At 55.7% G+C, this 23089-nt stretch carries 13 protein-coding genes; 8 read left to right on the top strand and 5 right to left on the bottom strand.

What is annotated here, in order from left to right:
- Positions 1-88: 88 nt before the first annotated feature.
- The 3 genes from HQL65_04775 to HQL65_04765 are packed head-to-tail and all read right to left on the bottom strand — an operon-like array spanning position 89 to position 2081.
- On the bottom strand, positions 89-880 hold the full coding sequence (locus HQL65_04775) for a hypothetical protein (protein ID MBF0135532.1): 792 nt from the start codon (positions 878-880) through the stop codon (positions 89-91).
- A 17-nt stretch (positions 881-897) separates the two neighbouring features.
- On the bottom strand, positions 898-1215 hold the full coding sequence (locus tag HQL65_04770; protein ID MBF0135531.1) for a J domain-containing protein: 318 nt from the start codon (positions 1213-1215) through the stop codon (positions 898-900).
- A complete protein-coding gene (locus tag HQL65_04765; GenBank protein MBF0135530.1) occupies positions 1212-2081 on the bottom strand; it encodes an HDOD domain-containing protein in 870 nt (289 codons plus the stop codon). Before HQL65_04765 ends, HQL65_04770 begins: the two co-directional genes overlap by 4 nt.
- Before the next feature lie 436 nt (positions 2082-2517).
- Between HQL65_04765 and HQL65_04760 the strand changes: the two genes are divergently transcribed.
- The gene (locus HQL65_04760) at positions 2518-3291 is read left to right on the top strand and encodes a class I SAM-dependent methyltransferase (protein ID MBF0135529.1); all 774 of its coding nucleotides are present in this window, start codon (positions 2518-2520) and stop codon (positions 3289-3291) included.
- Positions 3292-3387: 96 nt separating this feature from the next.
- Here HQL65_04760 and HQL65_04755 read toward each other — a convergent pair whose 3' ends face one another.
- Positions 3388-3642 carry a DUF1640 domain-containing protein gene (locus HQL65_04755; GenBank protein MBF0135528.1) on the bottom strand — a complete coding sequence of 85 codons (255 nt, stop codon included), beginning with the start codon at positions 3640-3642 and terminating at the stop codon, positions 3388-3390.
- Between the two features lie 308 nt (positions 3643-3950).
- Between HQL65_04755 and HQL65_04750 the strand changes: the two genes are divergently transcribed.
- The gene (locus HQL65_04750) at positions 3951-7145 is read left to right on the top strand and encodes an EAL domain-containing protein (protein ID MBF0135527.1); all 3195 of its coding nucleotides are present in this window, start codon (positions 3951-3953) and stop codon (positions 7143-7145) included.
- A 72-nt stretch (positions 7146-7217) separates the two neighbouring features.
- Here HQL65_04750 and HQL65_04745 read toward each other — a convergent pair whose 3' ends face one another.
- Positions 7218-7976 (bottom strand): hypothetical protein, encoded by a 759-nt coding sequence (locus tag HQL65_04745; protein ID MBF0135526.1) that lies wholly within the window; start codon positions 7974-7976, stop codon positions 7218-7220.
- Here HQL65_04745 and HQL65_04740 point away from each other — a divergent pair.
- The 6 genes from HQL65_04740 to HQL65_04715 form a co-directional block, all read left to right on the top strand.
- The gene (locus HQL65_04740; GenBank protein MBF0135525.1) at positions 7975-8235 is read left to right on the top strand and encodes a hypothetical protein; all 261 of its coding nucleotides are present in this window, start codon (positions 7975-7977) and stop codon (positions 8233-8235) included. The genes HQL65_04745 and HQL65_04740 overlap by 2 nt on opposite strands.
- Before the next feature lie 301 nt (positions 8236-8536).
- A complete protein-coding gene (locus HQL65_04735; protein MBF0135524.1) occupies positions 8537-11602 on the top strand; it encodes an ABC transporter substrate-binding protein in 3066 nt (1021 codons plus the stop codon).
- 37 nt (positions 11603-11639) lie between these two features.
- On the top strand, positions 11640-13295 hold the full coding sequence (locus HQL65_04730; protein MBF0135523.1) for an ATP-binding cassette domain-containing protein: 1656 nt from the start codon (positions 11640-11642) through the stop codon (positions 13293-13295).
- The gene (locus HQL65_04725) at positions 13285-14586 is read left to right on the top strand and encodes an HlyD family type I secretion periplasmic adaptor subunit (GenBank protein MBF0135522.1); all 1302 of its coding nucleotides are present in this window, start codon (positions 13285-13287) and stop codon (positions 14584-14586) included. The genes HQL65_04730 and HQL65_04725 overlap by 11 nt, the downstream gene beginning before the upstream one ends.
- Before the next feature lie 258 nt (positions 14587-14844).
- Positions 14845-16326, top strand: a complete 1482-nt coding sequence (locus HQL65_04720) for a TolC family protein (protein MBF0135521.1) — start codon at positions 14845-14847, stop codon at positions 16324-16326.
- A gap of 65 nt (positions 16327-16391) precedes the next feature.
- Positions 16392-23089: hypothetical protein (locus HQL65_04715; protein MBF0135520.1), on the top strand; the 6698-nt coding region annotated here is incomplete at its 3' end.

The following is a 23089-nucleotide window of genomic DNA, read 5'->3' as shown; positions in this document are numbered from 1 at the left end:
CCCTTCCTCCTGGCGGGGTTTGGGGCGGAGCCCCAATTAAATCTTTCTTTCCAATATTTTTTTTATCAGAGGATTAATGGACAGCCTCTTAAGATCCCCCTCCTTGCCGGAAAAATCCGGAGAGGCGGTCGGCGTGTTCTTTCTGGTCGGCATCCAGAACGGCGTGGAGTTTTTCATAGGCTGTCACCACGGCTTCGCGCAGTTGCAGCCACTCCTTGAAAGCTTCTGTGCGTTTTTTGGCCCAATCCACCGAGTTGAGGTGAATATCGGGGATGGTGGTGAGCGGATTGATCCGGCTGGTGACAAATCCGGTTGCGGCCTTGGTGAATGCATCCCAGGCTTCGGTTTGGGTGTCGTTGACGGCCAGCCATTTTTTGAGGTCTTCCAGGTAGCGGCGCAGGCCATCGGGACCGTTGCCCACCACGCCAATTCCCAGCAATCCGGTGTCCGTGAGGGGAGACCAATCGCTGTTGCCGGGGGTGAATGGGGCAGGGGAGGTTGGCACGGATCCCGTGGTTGCACCTTGAGCATACCATGAAGCATCTGCACCCTGGCGGGAATCCTGCGGTGGACCCTGAACTGCGCCGGTCCATTGGGGGGATCCCTGACGGGTACCGGCCACGGTCTGGTCGCTGCCGGTTCCCAGCGACGACCGGTTACGCATCGTGTTGTTGAGGATGCGCCGATCCCACCGGCCAGGTTCAGCCTGGGGGTTGGCATATTGCGTGCCTTGTCCCTGGAAGGGTACAGGTTGTTCCTGGGACGCGGCGGATTGACCAAACCATTCCTGAGTCACGCCCGTTCCCGGAATTCCCAGCAACAGGAGGGCAACACAACAAGCTTTTTTCCAGGTTGTGGAAATATTTTGAATCTGTTTCACAAGCAACTCTCCTCGGATCAGGGACGCGGTACCCCTTCTCCAAACCGTTTGAGCCACCACTCCTCCATGGAGAGGTATTTTTCCACCTCGGCACGGCTTAAAGAGTAGCGATAGTTGGCGCAGTATGTCTTGATTGTTTGCACGGCATCCAGGATGGCCAGGGTTTTTTCATGGCACAAGGCCGTATCTCCCTGAGCATGATCCGGGTGCCATTGCATGAGCAACTCCCTGGAGCGGGTCTCGATCTCGGCCAGCGTCACCTCTTCCCCCAACCCCAGAATCAGTCGTGCCTGGGTGATCTGCTCATAATAGCCGGGTTTGGGTGTGGTGTTCACGGGGATTCTCGTCGCGATTGTACCATGCTTTCCAGATCCTCTGCTTCCAGGCCAAAAAAGGCCAGGGTGCCGTCCGGCAGAGGGGGGAGGGGAGTTCCGGTTGTGCGGGCCAGGATCCACTCGGCCAGATTGAGAATACCACACAATGAGGCGGCATGCCGCATGGAACGCTTGCGGCCTGGTTGCAACAGGCTTCCTTCCTGGTTGTGATCCTGGATGGCTTGGCAGAACGTTTCCGGCAGGCACCATCCTTTGGCCACGCATGCCCCGGCCAGGCCATGATCGGTGCCAAACAGCCGCCACTCCTCCCTGGCGCGCAGGTGGCCATGAGCGGCCATCTCATCCTGATGGAAAGGAGCATATTCGGGCAGACGATACATCAGAACCATCAGGCCGCAGTCATGCAACAGGCCCAGGGTATAGGCCGTATCTGGAGTCACCGGATGCAGGAGTCCGTTGTGAAAATGGACAGCCTTGTCGGGCAACACCCCGGCCAGCCAGGCTGCGATACGTCCCACCTGCACGCCACGGTCAGCAGGCCATTGGACCGGAATTTTTTCATTCCGGTTTGGAAGATTCCGGGCCATATCGACCACAATCTGTCCGACCCGTTGCAATCCCAGCAACATGACCCCCTGCTCCACGGAATCCACACAGCGTTGCAGTTTGCGCGATTCAATGTTGGCCCGTTGCAGGATGCGCCCGGCAAGAGCCACATCTTCGCCGATACCGGCAGCCAGGGCAGCCAGATTGGGGGAAAAGCCGTCGAGTAAGGTCAATATTTTTTGAAGAACGGCGGGTTGCACGGGTATATGTACTCCGGCGATCAATTCGCGCGTTCTTCTGGCTATCGTTCTCATGGTCATGGATGATCCGGTCGTTGCATCCCAGCACCAAGACAATATCCTGCTCTTGAAAATGGATCCAGAGCCTTCCAACGAAACAGGAGGTTATCCCGGCAACGCCTGCAAATTGTCATCCTGCGCCTTTCTGAATGCACCGACCATTCACTTGATTTGTTCTTCGACAAAACCGGACACTTCAAGAGCTTCAACAAATTCAAGCGTATCAAATTGAAAATTGCAAGCTTTTTTCGGCTTTCCGAACCCGCTGCGCAGCAACTGGAAAACCCGGTTGACCCGACGAACTGATTCCGAGTAAATTAATAGAAAAGAGACACATGGACAATTGATAATCGATAATAGATAAGATAATCATCTCCGGTTCTGGAAAGTTTCTAATGATTGCATATTTTCTTGGTATTTTTCTGAGAAAATTTGAACACCATCAAAAGGAGTGTGTATGATGAAAATATTGAAAAACATGGTCATCTCAATATTGTTGAGACTGGGGTATACGGTGATTCGCTTGTCGCCACATCAAAAAAAAGACAGGTTTGCTGATATTCCAGACAGTCAGTGTTATCTGCCTTTTTACAGCCCTTTCCCTTTGTTTAACCCTGCCTTACAGGATGTTGAATTCAAGGAGATTTCATCTAAAATTTTACCAGAGACCTTGTTGGGGGTCAACAGCTTGTACATGTTATGGACGCTCGCCAAACAGGCATGTCATTGTTCTGGCAGTTTTATAGAGTGCGGCGTCTACAAGGGAGGAACATCCCTTCTACTGGCAAGTGTTTTATCTCGGAGTTGCAAAATCAAGGATCTCCATTTGTTTGACACATTTGAAGGACTACCGGATGTATTAGATATTGACATGCATGAAAAAGGCGATTTTTCTGACACGTCTATCGAGCGAGTAAAAAATTTTATCGGCTTCCAAAATTTTGTCCATATACATGTTGGCCTGATACCTGAAACCTTTCCAGATATCAAAGACATCAAGATTGCCTTTGCGCATATTGACGTTGATTTGTACCAGTCTGTTATCGATTGTTGTGTTTTTATTTACCCCCGTCTGAACGTAGGCGGTATTATCGTTTTCGATGATTATGGATTTCAAAGCTGCCCAGGTGCCCGAAAAGCCGTCGATGACTATTTCCGTGATAAACCTGAATGTCCTTTGATTCTTCCAACTGGTCAGGCCATTGTCTTTAAACTGCCAACTGGACCGTGACTTCCTTGAATCTTGGCTTTTAACTTTTTTACCGTCTTTCCAAACCTTCGAAGCATCCGGGGTTCGTGTGTTCGGTGTGGGAAGAAACGAAGATTGTTATGGAAAAACGGATTCGATGAGGATGGCCGTGATACCGGCGACACAGACCGCCACACCCCACTTGAGAGGAGCGATCTCGGCGGCGATTTCCAGCCTGAGTTGCTTCAGATCCTGTTTGGTGGCAAGTTCTTCCAGGTTTTTTTCGAACACTTCGACCTGGGCTTCGGCCAGTCCTTCGGCCTGTTTATCGTCAAAGCCGGCCGCTTTGAGAGTTTTGACGTATTTGAGCGTATCGAAGGTGATCGTGGTCATCATTCACTCCTCTCTGCCCTGGGTCCGAACAACAGATCACACTTGTTTGCCAAGCTCTTTGTGTTGACCAGACAAGAGGATCCTGCCGATTCTATAACAGACCGCATCGCTTTGCCAAGGTTTTTATAACGATTTGCCAGGTCATGCGCAGATCAATATGAACGGGGAAGGGGGTGGGCAAGCCATAATGCCAGCACAAGGCGATTGTCCTGGCAGGAATTCGGGAAATGCTTGCAAAAAAATTGATTATTATTTAGCATCCAGTTTCGCGGTAAACTGTGTTCTTCACATTAAAGAGGGAACTTCTCATGACCGTTTTGGACAGTCATCGGACAGAAAAGTCCAAAATATTTTTGGTCGCGCTATTGCCGATGCTCTTCATTCTGTCATCGATGTTTCTGGTACATCGAAAAATCCAGACGGAAATTCATGCCGCCGAAATGGAGGTCATGGGCGTTGGCCTGATTCGCCAGTTGCAAAAAACGGCCAGCTTGATCCAGGAGATTCGTGGTTTGTGGCAAATCCGCCTGGTACACAATCCGGAGGGAGCGGATGACATTCTGGAAAAATCAGCGGCCCTGAAATCCCAACTGACTGGATTGAAAAACGGCCCGGAAGCAAAGTTTTTGGGATTGGAAAACAAGCTTGTTGAATTCATCGAGGATGTCAATCAACGCCTGCTGGAACATCCCCGGACTGCCACTGCCACGGAAACATTTCAGTCCCATACCCTGGCCGTCGCCAAAAGTCATGAATTTTCCGATTTTGTGGCCATTCGTTCCCAATTGCTTCTGGATCCGTTCACGGAGAGCCATTTTCTGGGAACCATTCTGGTCAATCATCTGCCAGCCTTGGCGGAAGCGGCGGGACGGGTGCGAGGCATCGGCAGCGGTCTGGCCGGCAAGGAGTCCCCGACGGCAGCCGAACGCCTGCGTCTCGGGGAGGCACTGGGAGGATTGCGTTTCAGCCTGGATGATCTGACAAAATTCCAGCGCCTCATTGCCGACATCAAACCTGACATGACCCAGGTAACAAACTGTTTTTTTCAAAAAGCGGAAAGTGATATCCGGGCGTTCCTCGAATCAGGCCGCATGCTGGTCACCGAATCCGCCCGGATCACGCCCCTTGAATTCTACCGGCAGGGAACCCAGGCCATTCACCAATCCATGGCCTGTCACAATCTGTTTGCCGACCATTTGAGTGCCATCCTGAGCGCACGGGTCATCCATCAGCACAAATACCAGAACATGATCATCGGGGGACTCCTGGTCGGCATGATTTCCATGCTGTTCGGTTTTCGCAACTACTATCTCCGCGAACAGCGCAGCAGAAAATCCCTGGAAACCAGTGAAGCCCGGGCGCGGGCACTCGTGCAATCGGCTGTCGATGGAATTGTCACCATCGATCACAAGGGGATCATCCAGTCCACCAATCAGTCCGTGGATGACATGTTTGGTTACCCGGCAGGTTTTTTGATCGGGCAGAACATCAGCATTCTCATGCCCGAGCCTCATGCATCGCAGCATGATGAATATGTTCGTAAATATCTGGATTCCCGGGTCAAGAAAATCATTGGCACCAGCCGCGAGGTCGAGGGAATATGCCGGGATGGCGGCATTTTTCCTCTGGAACTTTCGGTCGGTTCGTTCCAGGAAGACGGCAAGACCTACTTTACCGGTATCATGCACGACATCACAGCCCGCAAACAGGCCAGCAAGGCCCTGCGCGATGCCTATGCGCAACTGGAAAACCGGGTTCGCCTGCGTACCCGGGAGTTGCAGGAGACCAACGAACGCCTCAAGGATGAAATCCAGGAACGGACCCGCATCCAGGCCAGTCTGCAACTGGCCGGCAAGGTGTTTGAAAATGCCAGTGAAGGGATCGTCATCACAGACAGTTATGCCAACATCATCGATGTCAACCCGGCCTTTACCGAAATTACCGGTTATGACCGTGAAGAAGTCATCGGTGCCGATCCGAGCATCGGTAAATCCGGCCGTCACGATGGTGAATTTTATGCGGAAATGTGGAAGCAATTGCGGACGGTCGGCAGTTGGAAAGGGGAAATCTGGGATCGACGCAAGGATGGCACGGTCTATCCAAAATGGGTCAGCATCAATGCGGTGCGTGATTCCTGGGGAAGAACTCTCAACTTTGTGGGAATTTTTTCCGATATCACCCGGATCAAGGCGACGGAACAACGCCTTGAACAGTTGGCTTATTATGACCCCCTGACCAGCCTGCCCAATCGCATGCTGTTTCGGGATCGTCTGGTCCATGAGGTCGAACTATGTAAACGCAATGCCAACAAGCTGGCCGTCTTTTTCATCGATCTGGACCGCTTCAAGCATGTCAACGATACCCTGGGGCATGCTGCCGGGGATCAGCTCCTGGTGGAAATTTCCCGGCGAATTTCCAATTGTGTACGTAAATCCGACACAGTGGCCCGCCTGGGCGGAGACGAATTTACGGTCATCCTGTCCAACATCGGCAAGGAAAACCAGGCCGCATCCATCGCAACCAACATCATTCATGCGCTCCAGGAACCTGTCAAACTGGGGGTCAACGAAGCCTATGTCGGGGCCAGTATCGGTATTGCCATCTTTCCGAACGATGGCACCGATTTCGACACCCTCACCAAAAACGCCGATCTGGCCATGTATCGGGCCAAGGAAAGTGGTCGCGGTGTGTTTCGTTTCTTCGAACAGACCATGGACACCGATTCCAACCAGCGCATGAAACTTGAACAAAAATTGCGCCGGGCGGTGGAAAATGGTGAATTCACGATGTTTTATCAACCCAAATTCCTGGTGGAAAATCGTCGTCTGGTTGGGGCCGAGGCCCTGGTGCGCTGGAAGGATCCGGAAATCGGTATGGTCTCCCCTGCCCAGTTCATCCCGCTGGCCGAGGAAACAGGCCTGATCATTCCCCTGGGAGAGTGGATCTTGCGTGCGGTCTGCCAACAAGACAGGGCGTGGTACGACAGGGGGTTCGACCTCAAGGTGGCGGTCAACCTCTCCGCTTCCCAGTTCATGCTGGATGATATTCCGGAAATCATCCAGAAAATATTGCTGGATACGGGCCTGCCACCCGCCAATCTGGAATTGGAAGTCACCGAAAGCATGGTCATGGTGGATCTGAACAAGGCCATTCGCACCATGGCCCTGTTGCGGGAGATGAATATCGATATGACCGTGGACGACTTCGGGACCGGATATTCTTCGCTCAGTTATTTGAAACGGTTTCCCTTGCGCTCCCTGAAGATTGACCAATCCTTCGTCCGGGATTTGACCGAAGATTCCGACGATGCGGCAATCGTCTCCGCAATCATTTCCATGTCTCATAATCTGGATCTGAGGGTAATTGCAGAAGGCGTCGAGACTGAAGAGCAATTTGCCTTTCTGCAACGCCATGACTGTGACGAAGTTCAGGGGTATTTATTGGGACGCCCCATGCCCGCCGACCAGTTTGAACGCCTGCTCGTGCAGAAACCGTCCTCATGACCAAATGCCCACCGACCAGTTTGAACGCCTGCTCGTGCAGAAACCGTCTTCACGGCCAAGGCTCCGTTACCCTCAGCCGAGCAATTGCAGGGCACGCAGAGGGTCAATGGAACCTTGTGTTCCGAGGGAAAAACTTCCCATACGCATCTGATCGGCCAGGTTCAGAGACGAGGCCTTGGCCTGGGTCAAGGCACTGGATGCGTTGTTCAATTCGGTCAGAGACGATTCAAGTTTGGTGCGCGTTTTGCCCAGATCGTCAAAGCCCTTGTCGGCTGCGGAAATATTTTTGTCCAGGGTTGCCAAGGCATTGGATGCCCCTTGCTGCGTACTCAGGTCTACCTTGGTAAAGGATTTGGAATAATCCTTGAAGGAGACACTCGTATTGTTCCAGGAATTGACACCTGTTTGCACCGTGTTGCTGTGTTTGGATGCCAGAAGCTTTTCGGAACCGTACTTGGTTCCGGAGACGATTGAATCATTCTCTTTTTGAATTTTGTCAGCCTCGACCTGGAGCTTGTCACGATCCGCCTGGGTGATGGTGGTACTGCTCGCCTGGGTGGCCAACTCTTTCAAACGTCCCATATTGCTGCTGATTTTGCTGAGACCATCCTGGGCCAACTGAACGCGACTGACACCACCGTTGGTACTGGTGATGGCCTGACCGTAGGATTTGATGGCGGCAGAGTAGGAGTTGCCCAGACTGACCGTGGCGGCACTGCCATAGGAGCGTGAGGTTGCCGAGGCGGAACTCCGGAGCGCAGAAGCACCCTGGCCGAACGAACCGTAGCTCAGACCCACCAACGAATTGATCGAACTCAAATTGATCGCCATGAAACACCTCCTGAACCAGGCTGTACCGGGCTGCACCCTCCCTCTTATGTTAAATGATCGCGCAATTTTTTCCGTCTGGCAAGCTTATTTTGCAAAAGTCTCGGCAGGATCGGAGAGACAGGGAAAAGGAGGCTTCGAGATATTGCGTTGGCTGGAACTGGGTGGGGCGCTTGCGTATTCCTTCGAACTGCATCACCTGGGAGGAATTATCCAATGGATACAGAGCTATACAGAACAGGACAAGCGGGAAATGGGATGAACGGACGTTTCACCGTTTCCGATATCCGCCATTTGCGCCCGGGATAACGAAAAATATTGTTTTAATGACGGAAGTCGATATCATCTCCGCAGACATCGCGCATGGCAGACTTTCATGGGGCGACTTTTCCTGCCCGGCTTTATTATTATAAAAGTATTCTACGACAAACAATTCTACCAATAATACGGCCAGATGACAACCGCTGCATTAAATAACAAAAATATTTACAGATTGGGCTTGCATCCATAAAGGGTATGTGCTTACAATCGTTTATTTAATTTTCGTTAAGGAGGCAAGCTGCATGGTCGTCGAAGTCACGGCAACATCCAAACGGTCTGTGTTTATTAAAATTTTGGCAGGAGCCTTTCTGGTCGCCTGTTTATTGTCGGTAGTCATCTACCTGACTTTTTTGAGAAAATCTGATGCAAACAATGTCCAGTTGGTGGTGGTGGCACCGCTGAGTGGCAACGATGCGTCGATTGGCAATGCCATGCATCTGGGGGCACAGTTGTATGCCGATCAGATCAACCGCAATGGCGGGATTCACAAGCGGCAGGTGAAGGTGGTCAAGGTGGATGAGGCCGAGGAGCCGGGGCGCGTTCGCCAGGCCGTCGAGGAAGTTGCGAAGCAACCTTCGGTGATCGGGGTGATTGGCCATTGGCTGCCGGGGACCATGACCCCGGCGCTGGAGGTCTATGCCCGACATAAACTTCCTCTGCTCTCCCTGGCCATGCGGCAACAGGAAGGTGCGACCCCCAACCCTTGGTTGTTCCAGACCGCCTACGACGAAATGACGGAAACCCGCTTTCTTGCCAACTATGTGCGGAACATCATCGGGGAAAAAACGGTTTCCATCATTCGGGAACAAGGTGCAACCGGGGAAGCCGTCGCCAGGGCTTTCGATGAAACCATGCAACGTTTCGGTACAAAAGTATTGTTTCAATGGGCTTTGGATCCGGCCTCGGCCACCCTGGATGCGGATATGGATCGCATCAGCGCAGAAATAAAGGAAAAAAAGCTGATCGGAGCCATTTTTTATTATGGTGATACGACCATGGGAGCGCGCACTCTGGCCAATCTGCGCCAGGCGGGGGTGCGCAATCGGGTGATAGGACTGCGGAATCTGGCGACCACTTCCTTCACGGAGCATCTGGTGCATTACTGGAAGGGGGAGGGGACCGTCAATTCCGCCCTGCACGGCTTGCTGGTCACCACACCGTTGTTGTTCGATACGGCGGGGGAAATCGCCCAGTCGTTCCGTGGCGCATTCCTGGACAAATTCAAGGTTCCACCCGATTGGGCCTCTGCCTATGCCTTTGATGCGGCAAAAATCCTGGTCACCTCGTTTCGGGAATCCCTGGTCAACAAGACGGATCAGCCGGTTGCCGTGCGCTCCGACATGCGCGACCTGCTCTCTGTCCACGATTCGACCAATCATGCCTTCGATGGGACACCCGGTCCCATCTTTTTCAACAACAAGCAGATTGCCTCACCGACCACGATGGTCGGGGTCTATGACGGGGGGGACCTGGTGGCGGCCATGACCCAGTTGTGGCCGATACGGGAAGAGGGTGTCTCCAACTACCTGGAAGAGATCGTCAATGGACGGGCGCTCTACGTCAATGACCGTTTCATGTACAAGACCAATGTGGTCTATACGGGTATCCGCATCGAAAAAATCACGGCCCTGGATATTTCAGCCAACGTGGCGGAACTGGATATGACCATCTGGTTTCGCTGGCGCGGCAAGTTCGACCCCCAGGATGTCACCTTCACCAATGCCGTGGTGCCTCTCAAACTGGAAAAACCGGAACGGGAAGAACAGAGTGGGGATATTTCCTATCGTTCCTACCGGGTCAGTGGCCGGTTTTTCCTGAATTATTCCAAAGCCGAGAGGGCTTATGGCACCCAATTGATCGGGGCCGTATTCCGGCACCGCATCCTCAACCGCAACAATCTCATGTATGTCAGTGACGTTTTAGGAATGAACCTGACCGGTCAGGCATCCCTGACCTCCCATCTCAAGGCCAGCAATCTGACCAATCCCATGGCAGGTTCCCAGGCCAAGGAAGAGGGATTTTCCCTGGGTCGCCTGAAGAGCCTCATCTCCAGCGGTCAGGCGGGCATCGATCCCCTCGTGGATATGCTCACCCGGTCCCGGGTACTGGCGGCCTTGAGTGGCTGGGTGGTCGAACGGGCCTGGGTCTCCCAGGATTATGCAATCCAGACCAGTCAGGGGGCACCGCAGTTTGTCGGTTTTGGCAAGGCTTCGCCCATGTTTTCACGTCTGGACCTGGGGATTGTCCTGAAACCGGATGGCATTGAAATGCGGGATTTGATTCCCAATGATCTGTTCGTTTTCATTGCCATTTTTTCTTTCATCGGGGCCATGTTGCCGGTGTTTCTCGACCGCAAGGATCGGGGGGAATTCTGGAAAATGCAAAGCCTGGGTCTGCGGCTCGTGTGCTGGCCCCTGCTTTTGTTGTCGGTGGGCAACATCTCCCTGGACTATGCCCTGAACAATTTTTCCACCTCCAACATTGACCTGTTGCTTCTGGTTTATCGCATTCTCTGGTGGCTGGTTCCGGCCCGCCTTCTCACCATCTCCCTGGAGAGATTTGTCTGGACGCCTGTCGAACGCCGCACCGGGCGCAAAATTCCCAATGTCGTGCGCTTGATCACCTCCATGTGTATCTACCTGTTCGCCATTTTCGGGGTGGTGGCGTTCGTGTTCGGGAAAACCCTGACCAGTCTGCTGGCCACGACCGGTTTGACGGCCATGGTCATCGGTTTGGCGATCCAGGCCAATATTGCCAACGTCTTTTCCGGCATCGTTCTCAATCTCGAACGGCCTTTTTCCATGGGTGATTATATCAAGATCAACAATTTGTCCGGTCAGGTGGTGGATATCACCTGGCGCACCACGCGCATCGAGTCATTCGATGGCCAGATGGTCTCCCTGCCCAATGGCAAGGTTTCCGAAGCGGAAGTCCATAATTTCAGCCGGGCCAACGGGATCAATACCGGCACACGGCTCTTCCTGGATCCTCGTTACGATCCGGAACAGGTGGTCGCCATGGTTGCACCGATTCTGGGTCAAATGAAAGAGACCGTCGTCAACAATGCCGATCAGACCCCGGTGATCTTTTTTGTCGGGGTGGAGTGCGTGAATGGTCATTGGGTGGCTGCCTATGACATTCGCTACAGCGTGCGCAGCAATGGCAGAAAACGGGCCGGATTGCAGGAGCTGTGGACCCTGGTGTGGAAGCGGTTCCAAAGTGCTGGCATCGTTTGGCGACAGAGTATGGAGGATTTGCATGCTGTCTCTTTGACACGTCAGGCGGATGAACCCTCTGCGGTGGCATGAGCTGTTTGACAGATGAACCGTCAAGGCGGTTGGCGACATGAATGAAATCCTGCTGCGTTTGAAACGCAATCCGGCGGCTGTGTGGCGACTTTTCCTGGCCGCCTGCATCATCAATATCCTGGGCCTTGCCGTGTCGCTTTACACCATCCAGGTTCTCAATCGTTTTGTCAGTTATGGTGTGACCGGCACCCTGGTGACCATGACAGTGGGTGTGGTCGTTGCCATGGTGGGGGAGCATTTATTCCGGGCCATTCGCTTTGATCTGGCGTGCGAGCTTGTGGAACAAAACGATGACCGGTTGGCCAAGGGGTTGTTTGGTCTGTTTCTGACCGCCCGATTGGCCTCGCTCGATGGCATCTCCCATGCCCGACGCCAGCAACTGACCCGGGGATTGGAACACTCCCTGGCCGTACTGGGACCAACCGGTCTGACGGTCCTATCGGATATTCCCTTTTCCCTGATATTTCTCCTGATCATCACGCTCATCTCCTGGCAGCTTGGCATGGTGGTGGGAGGCTTTCTTCTGTTGACGGCGTTGCTGCTGCGCCAGCCGCGACGGGAAAAAGAGACCATTGCCCACTCCCAGGGGGGAATCCATGCCGGATTGGCCACCCTGGTGACTGTAACCCAGGTGGCGGCGGATACCATACGGCAATTCGGAGGGGCGTCGTTCTTGCTGGGGCGCTGGGAATCACACTGGAATCAATTGCATCAAGTGCAGGAAAAACTCACGCAGGAACAGGCGGTCCATGCATCGCATATCCAGTTGATCCAGACAGGGATGGTGGTGGCCATCTATGCCCTGGGATCCTTCCTGGTGGTGGAAGGTCTTCTGAATATCGGCTTTTTGATCGGAATCAACCTGATGGCCAACCGTACCCTGCAACCCCTCATGCGGGCGTTGCAGATGCGGCAGGGATTGCGCCAGGCTGACCGGGATCTGGAGGAAGCCCGCCAGTTTGCCCGGTCCGTGGTCGTCGAACCGGAACGTGGTACCATCCCGGCCCGGGTGCAGGGCGCGTTGGAATTGCGTGAGGTGGCGTTTCAATGGCCCGGGGCTGCCGTGCCCTTGTTTGACAATCTCTCTGTGAGCCTGCCGCCGGGAGAGGTTCTCGTCGTTACAGGTCCCAACGGGTCAGGCAAGAGTACCTTGATACAGCTTTTGTGTGGTCTGCGGGTGCCCAGTGCCGGCCAGATCATTGTGGATGGCACGGAGTTGCGGCAGATTTCGCTGGCCTGGTGGCGTTGCCAGGTCTCCTGGTTGCCCCAGGAGCCGGTCTTTCTCGATACCACGCTCCGGGAAAATCTGGATCTGGCGCGACCCGGCATCGAGCCGGCGGAAATGCGGCGCTGTCTGGAACAGGCCGGCTTGGCCAAATGGCTGGATCATCAGCCCCAGGGCTGGGAGTTGGTGTTGACCCACGATGGCCGCAACCTCTCTCCCGGTTTGCGGCGGCGTCTGGCCTTGGCGCGGGCCATGGTGACGCAGGGAACCTTCGTCTTTCTCGACGAACCCACCGAGGGTATGGACCGGGAAGGGTGTGAAACCTTCTATGCGGCCCTGATTGCCATGGCCAAGGCTGGCAAAACCCTGGTGGTGGTCAGCCATGACAGCAACATCATGCGTGGGGCATCGCAGGTATTGGATCTGGGACGGCACCCGGCAAAGAGTATGGCCAGCCATGTCCGATAATGACCGCCCCAGAATCACGCGCATCCCTTCCCGGACACGCCATGCCCGACGCCTGCTGTATACGAGTGTCGGGGTGTTGATCACGTTGCTGATCTGGGCCGGCGTAGGCCGGCTGGGTGTGGTCAGTTTTGCCACGGGTGTCGTTGTTCCAAGCGGTCATGTCAAGGCCGTGCAGCATCTGGAAGGGGGGATTGTCGAAGCCATTCTGGTGACGGAAGGGGATGTGGTGCGCAAAGGCCAGCCGTTGTTGCGCCTCAACCCGCTGCGAGCCACCTCCGAACATGAAGAACTCATGGCCCGTCTGCAAGCCCTGCGGGCCGACATGGCGCGTCTGCTGGCCGATATCGGTGGTGCGGAAAAACCCCTCTATCCGGAAGACCTGAAGCGACAGCATCCCGATCTGGTGCGCAACTCCGAAAAGGTCTTTTTCAGTCGCCGGCAACGATTCCAGAATGAGGTGCGCATTCAAGAGGCCGTCGTCGCCCAGCACCAGGAAGGGATCGAAGAGACCCGGGTCCGTCTGGAAAACAATAAAAAGGCCATGGAACTGCAAGGGGAGCAGGTCAAAATCAGCCAGGGATTGCTGGAACGCAGTCTGACCAGCCAGATGCTCCACTTTGACCTGTTGCGCCAGCAACACAATTTGCGCGCCCAGATTGCAAACGACCAGGCCAGCATACCCAGAATCCAGGCCGCCATCACGGAAGCCAGAGAACGTTTACACATGCTCAAGACACGCTTTGTGGAAAGCGCCACGGAAGATCTCGAAAAAGCCAGACAAAATCATGATGAGCTTGCCAAACGTGTGGACAAGTTCAAGGATGCCCAGGAACGAACGGTTTTGCGGGCACCGGTGGATGGTATCGTCAAAAGCATTGCCGTGGCGACCGAAGGGGGCGTGATCCAGGCGAGTCAAACCGTCATGGAAATTGTGCCCATCGGGGATCATCTGATCATCGATGCCCGCTTGCCGGTTGCCGAGATCGGCTATGTGCGCACCGGGCAGAAAGTCCGGTTGACATTGGCTTCGGCGGATGCTCCCGTCTTTGGCCAGATCTTTGGCTATGTGCTGCATGTCAGCCCGGATGCCACGGTCACTTCCGATGGGGGTTCCTTTTATCGGATTCGCATCCGCCCGGAGGGAGACCGGTTTGAACGGGACGGGAACGTGTATCAACTTTATCCGGGAGTGCAGGTGGCCTGTGCCATCCTGGTGGGGGAACGTACCGTCCTGGATTATCTGTTGAATCCCGTGTGGCAATCCATGCGCTTTGCCATGCAGGAACATTGAATTTTTTTTAATCATTTATAATGATTGCATAACCTCGTTGTTCACGTTCACGCAAGTTCCAGGCAACTTATTGAAAATGTTTTGTTTATATGCTTGCAGACAGGGTAATTTTCCTGGTTTGGCGAACTTGGTGTAATTGTTTATAATGTGTTCCAGGCGGAAAAATTGAACGTTTTTAATGAAAGGTTGTCAAATACCATGATCACTTCCCAGAGCAGGTACCTGAAAAACCGGGATGGAGGTCCAGAAGGAGAGGTCGTGTTCTGTGATCGAACCCGGTTGTGGAAAACAGGTCTGCTGATCGGATGGCTGCTGTTTTTGCCTGGAGCCGGATCGGTGCTGGCAGCGGATATGCTTGGCCTGGAATCTCCCTCGATCCTGGGAAAGCAGACACTCGTTCCGGAGCCATCTCCCCCGGAAGGGCCGCCTGCCATTTTGGCCGAACGGGAGAAGAGTGAAGCTGGAGAGAATAAACAGGAAACATCCTGGACCTTGTTATCCGGTCCGGAAGCCCAGGACATGACACTTTCCCAGGCCTTGACGCGCATGCTGGAACAGCATCAGCGCATCAAGGCCGCCGAAGCGGATCTCCAGGCCGCCATTGCCACTCTGGCCAAGACCCGCACCGGATATTTCCCGGAGCTGAAAATGACCACCGATAGCGGTCGTGAGGTGATCAACAATGCCAACACCACGCCGGACACGGCCATGCCGATGCGTCATATGAACCTGACGGTCAACCAAATGCTTTGGGACTTTGGCAAGGCCAAGGCAGAGGTCGGCAAGGCGGAAATTTCGGTACGGCAGTTGCAGAACAATGTGGAACTGGCCCGACAGGATTTGTTGCTGGAGGGGATCACGGCGTCCATCAATCTGTTGCGTGCCCATCAGACGTTGGAGTTTGCCCAACAGTCGGTGGACAACATTCAGAAACAGGCCGGTCTGGAGGAGAGTCGGGTTGATTTGGGCAGCGGCTTTCCCACCGACGTGTTGCAGGCCAAGAGCCAACTGGCGGGTGCCCAGGCGCGGCATTCGCGGGCCAAAGGTGGTTTGGTGAATGCCATGAACCGGTATCGGGCCGTGTTCAATGCCGAACCTCCTGTCCGGGAGAAGTTGCATGCTTTGCAGGTTCCGCAAAGTCAGCTTCCGGCCACGCTGGAAGAACTCATCCATCTGACCCGGAGTGACAATCTGCAACTCAAAAATGCCGGTCTCAGTGAGGAGTTGGCAGGCTTGGATGTGGACCGCGTTCTGGCCAGTGATCTGGCCCCCAAACTCAACCTGATAGGTGAATCCAAATTCAGCCGCAACGACAACGGCACCGAGGGCAACAAGGAGAGCCGCTCAATCAAGATGGAACTGAGTTATGCCCTCAATTTCGGATTGCCGGGTCTCGATGCCATGCAGGTGGCCCGGAAACAGAAACTGGCGGTCTCTTCCCGCAAGCACGACACCATGATGACCGTCGATGAACAGGCCCGCAATGCCTGGCAAAATCTGGTGACAGCCAGGGAAAATGCCGATTTTCTGGCCAATCAGGTGCGCATTGCCATGGCTTATTTGCGCTTGGCCCAGGAGGAACGGGTGCAGGGTCGTCGTTCCCTGATCGATGTTCTTTCCGGTGAGACGACTGTCATCAATGCCCAGAGTGATGCGGCGGCTGCCGAGTCGGATGTGGTGATTGCCGCCTATACCATTCTCAAAGTGGTTGGTCGCCTCGCGTTGGCGACCGTTCAATAAGTTCGTCATCTTTTTCAGATGATTTCCCGGTTGTTGGTCTCCTGGAGCTGGCTGCTGCCATTCAAATGAATCCACTCTCCCTTCCGGACAATTTCCAGGAAGCCCTGGCCAGTGGTCAGGGTGTGGAGGCTTCCCTGGCGGCCCTGCGCCAGAATCTGGCAGAAACGTTGGCGCAACAGGGAGCTTCTCCCGAGGCGGCGGCCAGGGCCGGCCAGCAATTGATCGATGCTCTCTTGCAGGGCATGGGCAACGGTCAATCGCCGCAGGCGGCCCTGGTTGCCGCCCAGAAACATGTGGAGACGAGTCAACTCCTGGAGCGGGTCAATCTCCAGGGGGATGGCATGAATCTGACCCAGGTTTTGGGATCGGGTCAGGGTGTGCAGGAACAGTTGCACGGCATCATGGCCAGGGGGGGGGTGACCTCGGAGGCTGGACGCCAGGCTTTTATCGAGTCAATTCAGTCCGGATTGCAGCGTGGCCAGGGAATGAATGCCGCGCTTCAATCTGCGCAGCAGCAGGGCCTGGATGCCCAGCAGGCCGCCGCAGCCGAAGCCCCGAATACCCCGGAAGCCCGGTTGGATCAGGGTATTTCCCTGGGAGGGCAGGCCACACAACAGCAATTGGATGCCTTGACTGCCGACATGTCCTCCGGGCAGGCCGCCGTGTTTTTAAAGGTTCTGGAGGAGTCTCTGGCGGCAGGCTTGTCCATCGGCGATGCCCTGCGGGAGGCAAACAAACAGGCAGGAATATTCGAGGCAACCCAGGCCGCCACGGCAGTGCCCGGCGATAAATTGGCCACGGCCCTGGCCAGTGGCCAGGATGTGGAACAGGCCATGAAGGATGCGGGGATCAATCCCCAGGATGCCGGGGTGGCCTATCTGCAACAAGCCTTGCAGGGTGGGGCGTCCACGGCCCTGGCCATGGCCCAGGCGAACGCTGCCAATCAGGCAGCCCAGACCATGACTCTGGCCCAGCAGGTACCTTTGTCGCCGGCGGAGCAGTTGGCGGCGGCTTTGGCGAATGGCTCGGTCACCGCCGAGATGGCAACCGCCTCTTTGGGAAACCTGGACGTCCAGTCGGTCATGGCTACCCTGGCCAGTGGCATGACAACCCAGCAAGCTTGGCAGGTTGCCACGGCGGTCACGCAGGCAGAGCAGCAGCAAACGGCACAAATCCAGATTGCCTTGACGCCGGCCATGCAACTGGCGGCAGCCCTGGCCACGGGCAATACCGCGGCGATCAATCAACAGATTACGACATCCAATCAGGTATTTATTCAGACCCTGACCGAGGCACTGGCCACGGGAAGCAATCTGACGCAGGCCTATCAGGCGGCGGATGTGCAGGCGGCAGCGGCTCAGGCCCAGACCCTGGCCATCACCTTGCCACCGGTGGCACCGGATGCCCAGACTCCCCTCCTGGCCATGGCCAATCCGGATCTGGCGGTTCAGGCTTCGGATGTGTTGATCCGTACCGGAGTGACCATTGAAACGCCGAGCCTGGGGGTGGTCGAGGTTTTTTCACCTGCCATGCCTGTCACGTCCATGGTTCCGATGTCACCGCTCGCATCAGAAACATCCGTAACACCAGAGACTTCAACAATGGAAACGGCGGTTGCGCCATCGATTGTGGATACGACAGTGATCCCGCCGGCAGAACCGGTACAGCCTGTCGCGACGATGGAGACAGAACCGACGGCACCGACAGCTCTGACAGCACCGACAACACCGACAACACCGACAACACCGACAACACCGACAACACCGACAACATTGCCGACGAATCCGGCTTTTGAACCCGTTTCTGTGATGACGCCATTCAAACCGGAGGATCCGGTCGTTCAGGTGGCACAGAAAGCGGTCACGGAGCCTCCGGTCACGACTCCGGTTGCCATCTTTGTCCCGGCAACAGTCGCAACCACATTTGTCCCGGTGCTGCCATCTCCTGTACCACTTCCCGTGCTGCCCGTGAATCAGGCACCGGTCAATACTGTTCCGGCAGCCTGGCAGGTGTTGGAGGATCAAGGCGGACACATAACCGGGATCGATGTTCGGGATGTGGATAGCGGGAGTGGTTCCCTGCGCCTGACTCTCTCTGTCCAATATGGCACCTTGACCCTGGCTGCCATGGGGGGATTGACCTTCCTGGAAGGGGATGGCACCCGGGATGCCAAAATGGTTTTTACGGGCACTCTGGCCGCAGTGCATGACGCCCTGGCTGCTCTTCAATACCAGGGTAACAAAGATTATTACGGCAGCGATCTCCTGACCCTGACGAGCGATGATCAGGGCAACACCGGTACCGGCGGAGCCTTGACCGCTACCGATACGGTGGCCATCACGGTCAGGGCGGTGAATGATGCCCCGGTCCAGACGGTGCCGGCGGCCCAGACCGTCGATGAGGATACCACTCTGGGGATCTCTGGATTGGCGATTGCCGATGTGGATGATGGGGGCAACCCCATGCAGGTGACCTTGAATGTTGCGCAGGGGGTGTTGACGCTGGCCCAGACGACCGGGTTGACCTTCACCACCGGGGATGGGACGAGCGATGCCACCCTGGTTTTCACCGGCACCAAAGCCAATATCAACAGTGCCCTGGCCACGGTCACCTACCTGGGAGCCACCAACTACAACGGTTCCGATACCCTGACCCTCGCCACAAGTGATCAGGGCAACAGCGGTTCCGGGGGTGCCTTGACCGCGACCGATACGGTGGCGATCACGGTCAGGGCGGTGAATGATGCCCCGGTCCATACGGTTCCGGCAGCCCAGAGCGTCAACGAAGATACCAACCTGAATATCAGCGGATTGACCATCACCGACGTGGATGATGGCGGCGGTCCCTTGCAGGTGACGTTGGGTGTGGGGCAGGGGGTGTTGACCCTGGCCCAGACGACCGGGTTGACCTTCACCACCGGGGATGGGACGAGCGATGCCACCCTGGTCTTTACCGGGACCAAAAGCAACCTCAACAGTGCCCTGGCTTCGGTCACCTATCTGGGAGCCACCCACTATAACGGTTCCGATACCCTGACCCTCACCACGAGTGATCAGGGCAACAGCGGTTCCGGAGGTGCCTTGACCGCTACCAATACGGTGGCCATCACGGTCAGTGCGGTGAACGATGCTCCGGTCAATACGGTGCCTGTCGCCCAGACCGTCAACGAAGATACCAGCTTGAATATCAGCGGGTTGTCCATCACTGATGGGGATGATGGCGGCGGTACCTTGCAGGTGACGTTGGGTGTGGGGCAGGGTGTTCTAACGTTAGCGCAAACTACTGGTTTGACTTTCACCACCGGAGATGGGACGAGCGATGCCACCCTGGCCTTTACCGGGACCAAGAGCAGCATCAACAGCGCCCTGGCCACGGTCACCTATCTGGGAGCCACCCATTATAACGGTTCCGATACCCTGACCCTCACCACGAGCGATCAGGGCAACACCGGTTCCGGTGGCACTTTGACCGATACCGATACAGTAGCCATCACGGTCAGTGCGGTGAATGATGCCCCGGTCAATACAGTACCCGCAGCGCAAAGCGTCAATGCAAGCGCCAGCGTGAGCATGACCGGGCTGGCCATCACCGATGTGGATGAGGGAGGGGGTACCCTGCAAGTGACACTGGGTGTCGGTTATGGAGTATTGACGCTGGCGCAGACCACGGGGTTGACCTTCACGACCGGGGATGGAACGAGCGATGCCAGCCTGGTTTTTACCGGGACCAAGGCCAACATCAACAGCGCCCTGGGTACGGTTACCTATCAGGGAGGAACCAGCTACAGTGGTTCCGATACCCTGACCCTCACCACGAGCGACCAAGGCAATACCGGTTCTGGCGGAACCTTGACCGATACCGATACGGTTGCCATTACGGGCAGTGCGGTGAACAAGGCACCGGTCAATGTGGTTCCGACGGCTCAGAGCGCCAGTGAAGATACCAATCTGAGCATCTCGGGTTTGTCCATCACCGATGCCGATGATGGGGGTGGAACCATGCAGGTGACGGTGAGTGTCGGGCAGGGGGTGTTGACGCTGGCCCAGACGACCGGATTGACCTTCACCACCGGAGATGGGACGAGCGATGCCACCCTGGTTTTTACCGGCACCAAGACCAACATCAATAATGCCTTGAGTACGGTCACCTATCTGGGGAGTACCAACTATAACGGTTCAGATACGCTGACCCTGACCACCAGTGACCAGGGCAATACGGGCACGGGTGGTACCCTGACCGATACCGATACGGTGGCCATCACGGTCAGTGCCGTGAACGATGCCCCGGTCAATACGGTTCCGGCAGCCCAGAGTGTCAATGAGGATACCAGTCTGGGGATCTCTGGATTGGCGATTGCCGACGTGGATGATGGTGGTAGCTCCATGCAAGTGACGTTGAGTGCGGGTCAGGGGGTATTGACCCTGGCCCAGACGACCGGGTTGACCTTCACCACCGGAGATGGAACAAGCGATGCCACCCTGGTCTTTACCGGGACCAAGACCAACATCAACAGTGCCCTGGGCACGGTCACTTACCTGGGAAATTCAAACGTCAATGGTTCCGACACGCTGACCTTGACCACGAGTGATCAGGGAAACACGGGTTCCGGCGGGACGGCGACCGATACCGATACAGTGGCCATCACGGTCAACGCGGTGAACGATGCCCCCACCTTGGCAACCAATGCAACCCTGTCCATTCCCCGGGGCACGGCGAGTACCACCATCACGAGTGCCAACTTGAATGCGGCTGATACGGAACAAAGTGCTTCCGATGTCACGTACACGCTGACCAGCGCTCCTGCCTACGGCAGCGTCTATAAATCAGGAACGGCACTCCAGGCCGGCTCCACCTTTACCCAGTCCGATGTGAACAGCAATTTGATCACTTATACCCACTTTGGCGGATCCGGATCTTCCGACTCATTCGGATTCACCCTGTCTGACGGGGTGGGGGGTACCCTGACCGGGCAAACCAAAACCTTCTCATTCACTTCCTCCGCAGCCCCGACCGGACTGCAATTGGTCAAGGTTGGGGGTACGACATTCACGCCCACTGCCGGACATGCGCTGGTCAGCGGGTTGGGGGGTGCGGCCGGGTATGGCGAAACGACGGAACCGTCCGCCGATGATACCTATTGGGCGGCTGATGTCTCCTCGGTGTTTCCAAACGGGTTCAATATTTTTGGAACCACATACAGTGCGAGTACGGGGTTTTTCATCGGTTCCAACGGCTATGTGACCTTCGGGTCAGGCTCCAGTTCGTTGAGCGCCGTCAGCATGGCTGCTTCCACCATACCCATTGTTGCCCTCCACTATCAGGATATCGACACCAGGAAAGGGGGGGCAATCCATCTGGATCAGGATACCGTCAACAATATTGTCACCGTCAGTTATGTGGGCGTGGCACCCTTTTCCGGGACAGGCAACAACAGCTACCAGATCCGGTTGCACAATCTGGGCAGTGGCAACTTTGGGGTCGAGTTGCGTTACGAATCCATGGGCTGGAACCAGAATGGCACGGCGGGCTGGTCTGCCGGAAATAATAATGGTTATGCCGAGGTGACCGGTTCCGGAACCACCGCCATGCTCAATGCCCCGACCACCGCCGGCAATACGGGACAAACCGGGGTCTATGCCTGGACAATCTCCCAGCCCCGGGTCACGGAAGGTGCTGCTGATGACACCGTGGTGGCGACCTTGAATGCCTTTGATACCTCGGGAGAGACGTTTACCTATTCGTTGACCGATGACGATGGTGGTCGCTTCTATATTTACAACAATGCTGGAACCTATGAATTGCGTGTCAACTCCGGGGGCGGGGCACAAATTGTTTATGCCACGGCCTCGACCCGCACGGTGAGCATTCGGGTGACCGATTCCACCGGACTGATCTTCGAGCAGGATTGCACCATCATTGTGCGGGCAACCGGCGATGTGACTGATCCCTTGGTACTGGACCTCGATGGCAATGGGGTGCAATTGACGAATCTGGAGAATGGGGTTCATTTTGACATTAATGGAGATGGTTTGCCGGACCAGAGCAGTTGGGTTGGACAGGGAGATGGCTTGCTGGTTCTGGACCAGAACGGCGATGGCCGGATCAACGACATGAAGGAAGTTGTTTCGGAATGGATGCGACCGGATACGGCATCGAGCCTGGGTGCCCTGGCCACCCTGGATTCCGACCACAACGGCGTGATCGATGCCGGTGATAAACTTTTCAGCAGGTTGCAAGTCTGGGTGGATCACAATCAGGATGGCATTTCCACGCCCGATGAGCTGTTTTCACTGACCCAATTGGGCATCAAGGCCCTGGGGCTGACTCTGGACCCTTCCGGAAAGACCGTCATCAACGACAATCAGATTACGGGGCATGCCCAGGTGTTCTATGCCGATGGCCACAAGGGCAGCATGGCTGAGGTCAAGTTTGATATGGATCTGGCTGAAAATAAACCGGTATCGGAGGCAAATGTGCCGGCAATTCTCCCCGTCCTGGTCGCCACTCCTGACAGTGTGGCAGTCGTGGCGGATGCCACGGCAGCGGCGTTGACCGGGCAAGAGAGCGTGCATGGAGAGGCGGATTTTCCAATCCCGGGAACCGGGGCGACGACCGGGCAGAAAATCGCGGCTGTGGTGGCGGATGTTGCCATTCCGGGGGCCGAGACGACGACCGTGCCGGAAGCCGGGGCTGTGGTGGCGGATGCCGCCATTCCGGGGGCCGAGACGACGACCGTGCCGGAAGCCGGGGCTGTGGTGGCGGA

The sequence above is a fragment of the Magnetococcales bacterium genome, from assembly GCA_015228935.1.
GTDB lineage: Bacteria > Pseudomonadota > Magnetococcia > Magnetococcales > DC0425bin3 > HA3dbin3.
Note: the sequence above shows the minus strand (reverse complement) of the source record. Positions and strands in the feature narration are given on the sequence as shown.

Coding starts and splice junctions, on each gene's coding strand:
- HQL65_04765 (MBF0135530.1), bottom strand. CDS start 2,081: ATGACCATGAGAACGATAGCCAGAAGAACGCGCGAATTGATCGCCGGA.
- HQL65_04740 (MBF0135525.1), top strand. CDS start 7,975: ATGAAACACCTCCTGAACCAGGCTGTACCGGGCTGCACCCTCCCTCTT.
- HQL65_04745 (MBF0135526.1), bottom strand. CDS start 7,976: ATGGCGATCAATTTGAGTTCGATCAATTCGTTGGTGGGTCTGAGCTAC.
- HQL65_04755 (MBF0135528.1), bottom strand. CDS start 3,642: ATGACCACGATCACCTTCGATACGCTCAAATACGTCAAAACTCTCAAA.
- HQL65_04730 (MBF0135523.1), top strand. CDS start 11,640: ATGAATGAAATCCTGCTGCGTTTGAAACGCAATCCGGCGGCTGTGTGG.
- HQL65_04725 (MBF0135522.1), top strand. CDS start 13,285: ATGTCCGATAATGACCGCCCCAGAATCACGCGCATCCCTTCCCGGACA.
- HQL65_04750 (MBF0135527.1), top strand. CDS start 3,951: ATGACCGTTTTGGACAGTCATCGGACAGAAAAGTCCAAAATATTTTTG.
- HQL65_04735 (MBF0135524.1), top strand. CDS start 8,537: ATGGTCGTCGAAGTCACGGCAACATCCAAACGGTCTGTGTTTATTAAA.
- HQL65_04760 (MBF0135529.1), top strand. CDS start 2,518: ATGATGAAAATATTGAAAAACATGGTCATCTCAATATTGTTGAGACTG.